This window comes from Leptolyngbya cf. ectocarpi LEGE 11479 (assembly GCF_015207065.1).
In the GTDB taxonomy this organism is placed as follows: domain Bacteria; phylum Cyanobacteriota; class Cyanobacteriia; order Phormidesmidales; family Phormidesmidaceae; genus Leptothoe; species Leptothoe ectocarpi.
In genome coordinates this window covers 1-5,956 of record NZ_JADEXP010000392.1, presented here as the reverse complement: position 1 = coordinate 5,956, position 5,956 = coordinate 1, and the positions used below count along the sequence as shown (strand labels likewise).

6 protein-coding genes are annotated in these 5,956 nt (G+C 52.1%); 2 read left to right on the top strand and 4 right to left on the bottom strand.

Annotated elements, in window-relative coordinates; translation table 11 throughout:
* The 4 genes from IQ260_RS26575 to rimO form a co-directional block, all read right to left on the bottom strand.
* Positions 1 to 420: Tic20 family protein (locus IQ260_RS26575; protein ID WP_193996098.1), on the bottom strand; the 420-nt coding region annotated here is incomplete at its 3' end.
* Positions 421 to 604: 184 nt separating this feature from the next.
* The gene (locus tag IQ260_RS26570) at positions 605 to 817 is read right to left on the bottom strand and encodes a hypothetical protein (protein ID WP_193996097.1); all 213 of its coding nucleotides are present in this window, start codon (positions 815 to 817) and stop codon (positions 605 to 607) included.
* A 105-nt stretch (positions 818 to 922) separates the two neighbouring features.
* Complete coding sequence (locus tag IQ260_RS26565) at positions 923 to 2,326, bottom strand: DEAD/DEAH box helicase (protein ID WP_193996096.1); 1,404 nt, start codon at positions 2,324 to 2,326, stop codon at positions 923 to 925.
* Positions 2,327 to 2,366: 40 nt separating this feature from the next.
* On the bottom strand, positions 2,367 to 3,725 hold the full coding sequence (rimO, locus tag IQ260_RS26560; protein ID WP_193996095.1) for a 30S ribosomal protein S12 methylthiotransferase RimO: 1,359 nt from the start codon (positions 3,723 to 3,725) through the stop codon (positions 2,367 to 2,369).
* Positions 3,726 to 4,069: 344 nt separating this feature from the next.
* Between rimO and btpA the strand changes: the two genes are divergently transcribed.
* Both btpA and IQ260_RS26550 read left to right on the top strand, forming a co-directional pair.
* Positions 4,070 to 4,879 carry a photosystem I biogenesis protein BtpA gene (gene btpA, locus IQ260_RS26555; RefSeq protein ID WP_193996094.1) on the top strand — a complete coding sequence of 270 codons (810 nt, stop codon included), beginning with the start codon at positions 4,070 to 4,072 and terminating at the stop codon, positions 4,877 to 4,879.
* A 135-nt stretch (positions 4,880 to 5,014) separates the two neighbouring features.
* Positions 5,015 to 5,938, top strand: a complete 924-nt coding sequence (locus tag IQ260_RS26550) for a vitamin K epoxide reductase family protein (protein WP_193996093.1) — start codon at positions 5,015 to 5,017, stop codon at positions 5,936 to 5,938.
* The last annotated feature ends 18 nt before the right edge of the window (positions 5,939 to 5,956 follow it).

Here is a 5,956-nt window from a genome sequence, read left to right as displayed (position 1 = left end):
GCCCACGGCAGCTACACCACCAAACAACAGCATGTTGTAGAAGGTATCGGTAACTAGCTCCAGACCAGGTAAGCTCACTACGCTCAGTAGCAGGCTGCCGATCGAGATAATAAAGCCTATCAGAATTGCTTGGAGTGCATTGAATCGAATGAAGTGGCTAATATTCGGATTGCGCACTACCAAAAAGAAAATGGCAAAGAAAACAGCAATGTCCCCTAGGCCAAAGGGTAGGAGCCCGTAAACAAACATCACTGGTGTGATCAGTAGTAGCAGCACTTCGCCGATGGGGGCCAATACTGGAAAGTTTGCAATCAGCTTGAAAATCGCACCCCCGACAAGAACAGCTCTAAATAGAGGCAACAGATAGGGCAAGCTTCCAAGGATCTTGTCAGAGGTTTCAGGGGTGCTGCGCCAAGTCATAGGATTATTTGCAAAGGAATACGTCAAATCAACAGCCTAACAACGATGGCCTAACCTACACAGGCTGCCAACGTGCTCCAAGCTTTTTTCAGCATAGCGCAGCTTTTCTCAGCTGTTTTACGGTTTTCCACGAAATAATTTCAGGATTGCCGTTCCTGCAGCGTAGTTATTGGACAACTATTGACTAATATTCACACTGTTGAAATGATTTGATATTCGCCAAGCGAAACCCCATCTGGCACTGATACTGGGGCAGTGCTGCAGAGGACTCTAGGGGCTGAGCACACCCTAACTTGCCATCCCGTAAACGGGGTTGCCCCCTGTGGTTGGCCATCAGGCAACCACAGCAAACTGAGTCCGACGGGATCACCTGATCGTCTAAAAGTACCACCAACATAATCAGCAAACCCTCCTCAAACGGGCTCTATGCCTATCTTAGGCGAGGGATAGATGTATTGGGTACAACATTTACTGAGTTTAACTGGGGGCACTCGCTGGGATGCTATGAAGCAGGGGTGTGAATCCGACGACGACGAGCCCGACGACTACGCTGACGGCGAGGTTCTTCTGCTGCCATATAAGGTTGCTCTTGGTCATCTTCCCCACGCATCCACGCAGGGCGAGTCTGGTCATAAGCCATTTGCAATGCAGCAGCAGCAACCGTGTGAGGGTCGTAGTTTTCGGTTAGCTGGGACACAATAGGTAAGAAGGATGCCAGGCGTTCGCTGGTGACGGCTTCTTTTACCTGAGTTTGAAGCTTTTCCAAGGAGCGCGCGGCAATAGCTGCTCGGGTTGGCACCTTACAGAAAGTCAGCTCCTGCTTCAGGTGGCGCTCAATTTGACGCACCTGATATTTTTCCAGGGGATGCACAATAGAGACAGCTCGTCCCTCTTGGCCTGCACGACCAGTACGACCAATGCGGTGAACATAGCTGTCTAAGTTATCGGGCAGCTCATAGTTGATCACATGGGTGAGGTTATCTACATGAATACCTCGGGCGGCAATGTCAGTGGCAACGACCCAACGTACCTGACCTTGCTTGAACCTTAGCAGCAGCCGCTCCCGCTGGGCCTGGTTTAGATCGCCATGGTATTCATCCACACTGTGACCGGCAAACTGGAGCTGACGCGTGAGTTCAGCGGCTGTCCGTCGAGTGCGTACAAAGATCAGGGCTGATTCTGGATCTTCCATTTCCAGAATTGGCATGAGGGCGCGGGGCTTACTCCAGCCTGGGGGAACCACATAGGCCAGCTGAGTGATGCGCTTAGGTGCTGTATTCTGTGCCTTGACCTTAACGGTAACTGGAGACTGGAGAAACTTAGCGGCTAGCTCTCGCACCGCTGGTTCCATAGTGGCGGAAAAGAAAGCTGTTTGTCGGTCTGAAGGGGCATGGCTGAGGATACTTTCCACATCTTGAATAAAGCCCATGTTCAGCATTTCATCGGCTTCATCCAGAACTAGCCAGCTCAGCTGTTCAAACTTAAGCGCCCCGCGATTGAGTAAATCTAAAACTCGTCCCGGTGTACCCACCACCATGTGTACGCCACGGCGTAGCTGACTCAGCTGACGTTCGATGGACTGGCCACCGTAAACGGCCAATACATGCATCTGGGAATGGCATTTCAAGCCCTGGACAGCCTGACATACCTGCATGGCCAGCTCACGGGTGGGGGTGAGTACCATGGCTTGTACGGCACGCTTATTGACATTTATCTGCTCCAAAATTGGCAGAGAAAAGGCAGCCGTTTTGCCTGTCCCAGTCTGGGCTAGACCCACCACGTCATGGCCAGCAAGCATATGGGGAATGGCTTGAGCCTGGATGGGAGTAGGCTCTTTAAAGCCAAGTTCATCGAGGTGTTGGGCTTGGGGGTCAGATAGCCCGAGATCGGCAAAAGACAATGTCATTTAGACTCCTTTTTTAAGGTCACTTAGAGCAGATGAGGGATTATGAAGCAACGCTGACAGATGCTTTGGGTTCAGAGCATTGGGTTGCGAAGACAGTGCCAAACAGATCGTAGGTATCGGCTCCATTAATCTGAACAGGAACTATCTGGGCTAGCGGTGGCGCACCTTTGACATAGACAAGACCATCCACATCCGGGGCAAAACGAGCCGAGCGGCCAATACATTCACCTTGCCCTGGATTCTCTTGCTCGATTAGCACATCTACGACTTGCCCAATCTGAGCTTGGTTTCGTCTAAAGGAAATTTCCTGCTGGGTCAGCATCAGCTCTTCTCGGCGCTGGTGCATAATGGCTGGATCAATCTGGTCAGGCAGGGTTGCGGCTGGGGTGCCATCCTCAGCAGAAAAGGTAAATACACCGACATGGTCAAACTCATGACGCTGAACAAATGCTTTGAGATGTTCAAAGTGGGCGTCGGTTTCGCCAGGGAAGCCAACGATAAACGTAGTGCGCAGTACCGCATTGGGTAAGTTGGCCTTGAGGCGTTGGATGATGTCATCGTTGACGCGCCCCTGCCAGGGACGATTCATCGCGCGCAGGATATCGGGATGTGAGTGCTGCAGCGGCAGATCTAGATAGGGCAAAACGTTAGGTGTGGTGCGAATGGCCTCTAGGACTTCTGGGGTAAGCCCGGTGGGATAGGCATAATGCATGCGAATCCAGGGTACATTGACCTCACCCAGTGCTCGTAAAAGCTCCGCTAACTTAGGTTTGCCATAGAGATCAACGCCGTAGTTGGTGGTGATTTGGGAAATTAGCACCAGCTCTTGCACCCCTTCGGCAGCAAGCTGATGCGCTTCAGCGACGATAGATTCGATGGGGCGTGAGCGCTGATTGCCCCGTAGATGGGGGATAATGCAGAATGCGCAGCGATAGTCACAGCCTTCGGCTACACGGACATAAGCAACGCCTTCACTGGTGGTGCGATAGCGGGGCACCGTTTCGTCAGCGATATAGGTGGGTTCAGCGGAAACAGCCTTGACTCGCTCACCCGCTTCGGCTCGCTCAATGACGTTAACAATGCGGTGATAGTCGCCTGTGCCAACTAGGGCAACGGCTTCTGGAATCTCGTCCAGTAATTCTGATTGAAAGTGTTGGGCCAGGCAGCCTGTGATGACAACTTTTTTTCTAGCCTCGGCTAGCTCTACTAATGTGCGAACGGATTCCTGACGGGCCTCTTCAATAAAGCTACAGGTGTTGACGATCACGTAATCGGCCAGCTCTTCGTTGGCGTCAACCTGATAACCGGCCTGGACCAGGAGGCCTAACATGTGTTCTGTATCTACTCTATTTTTCTCACAACCTAGGTGAGAAATAGCAATAGTTGGCTTATGAACCATAAATTAAAGTCTTACTTGGGAAAAACGGAATGCTGGTCTCCAGAGCAGGCGTTGCGATCGCACGGATGACTCAGCACCCTACCCTACCATCTTCAAATTACCAAGACCACATTGGGTGGCTCTATGGAGGCGGTAATTGATATCCAGTGAATAGCGATTGTTTTTGCCTGGTTGAGGAAATTATAACATAACTATACAATTCTGCGATCTTTACTCCATTACGAGCTAGGTATCTCTGGGGGATAACGTTTGCTATGGTCGCCTAGGCGCGAGCAATTGATTTGGCGATTTATTCTATAAGTCAGCTAAATCAGCAATGGCAAATAATCGTCCTTTGAGGTCTTGTGGAGTTAAGCGTACTTTTTAAAACATCAACCCCTGTGATTGGAGTTGTTCATTTGCTCCCTCTACCGGCGTCGGCTCGCTGGCAGGGATCGTTGAGAGCGGTGGTAGACCGAGCTGTTCAGGAGGCTGTGGCTCTGGCCTCCGGCGGTGTCAACGGTATTATTGTAGAAAATTTTTTTGATGCCCCCTTTACGAAAGGGGCGGTGGACCCCGCTGTGGTCAGTGCCATGACCGTTGTGATTACTCGTCTACGGCAGCTGGTGACGGTTCCTATCGGGGTGAATGTATTGCGCAATGACGCCCACAGTGGTTTAGCGATCGCAGCCTGTACTGGAGCTGAGTTTATTCGAGTCAATGTGCTGACGGGCGTGATGGCAACGGATCAGGGGGTGATTGAGGGGGATGCCCATGGGCTGATGCGCTATCGGCGAGAGCTGGGCGTTGATGTCAAAATTTTTGCTGATGTGCTGGTCAAGCATGCTGTGCCCCTGGGGACTGCTGCCGGATCAGCCATGGCGGACGCTGTGGCCGATACGATCCATCGGGGGCTGGCCGATGCTGTGATTGTTTCTGGTGGGGCGACAGGACAGGTACCCACCCGTCAGGATTTGACCCATGCTAAGGCGGCTGCGGGCGAGACGCCCGTTTTGGTGGGCAGTGGTGCCACCGTGGACAATATTCCTAAGCTGCTGCAGTCGGCGGATGGGGTGATTGTTTCGAGTTCTCTAAAACGGGGGGGACAGATTGAGCAGCCGGTGGATCCGAACCGGGTGGGGCAATTTATGGAGGCGATATTGTCGTCATTGTAGGGGCCTTCCATGGAGCGACCCTACTAAATTCATGTGCCGCAGGCCCTATTTTTTGTCTAAGATGCAGTCGGGAGCAGCCTGTTAGGTCCGCTCTGTTTTTGTTGATCTTGATGAGCTTAGAGTTATCTGTAACCTATGGGACGTCGCCGTAAGGAAAATCGTGGGATTTATCGTTGGTCGCGCCCGGCCATTGGTGCGATCGCAACCGTTGGAGCCTTGGGCACGGCTTATCTGACGGTAATCAAGTTAATGGGAAACAGCGCTGCCTGCCCGGTCAAAGGCTGCGATCAGGTTTTAACCAGTGCCTATGCGGACGTTTTTGGAATTCCGCTGACGCTATTTGGCTGCCTTGCCTATCTTTCGATGGTGGTGTTATCCCTGGGGCCGCTGTTGATCAATGGTGAGACCAACCGCGAGCAGCGTCAAAAACTAGAAGATACCACTTGGCCCCTCTTGTTTATTGGCGCCACCGGCATGATGGTCTTTAGCGGATACTTAATGTATCTGCTAGCAACTGAGCTGAAGGCCGCCTGCCTCTATTGCATTGCATCAGCTTCCTTCACGATGCTGATGTTTCTACTCACGCTCTTGGGGCGACAGTGGGAAGATACAGGCGCATTAGCATTTCGCGGTGTGATCATGGGTATGGTCACCCTGGTGGCCACCATTGGTATGTACTCCATTAGTATCAATGGTCCAGCTGCAACCGCCAGCAGTGCCGGCAATACAGGGCCTGCCATTACGAGTACCTCGGGGGCCGCCGAAGTAGCCTTGGCAAAGCATCTAAAAGAGGTGGACGCAAAAATGTATGGTGCCTATTGGTGTCCCCACTGCTTTGACCAAAAGCAGCTGTTTGGCCAAGAGGCTAAAAAGTACATGCCCTACATCGAGTGTGCTGACGATGGAGCCAATTCCCAGACAGCTCTATGCCAGTCTGTACCTGAGGTCACTGGTTTCCCAACGTGGGAAGTGAATGGAGAGTTCTTGCCAGGGACTCAGAGCTTGGCCACATTGGCAGCGGCGTCAGGTTACCAGGGGCCAACAGACTTCAAGAATTAATAACGAAAACACGCGTGG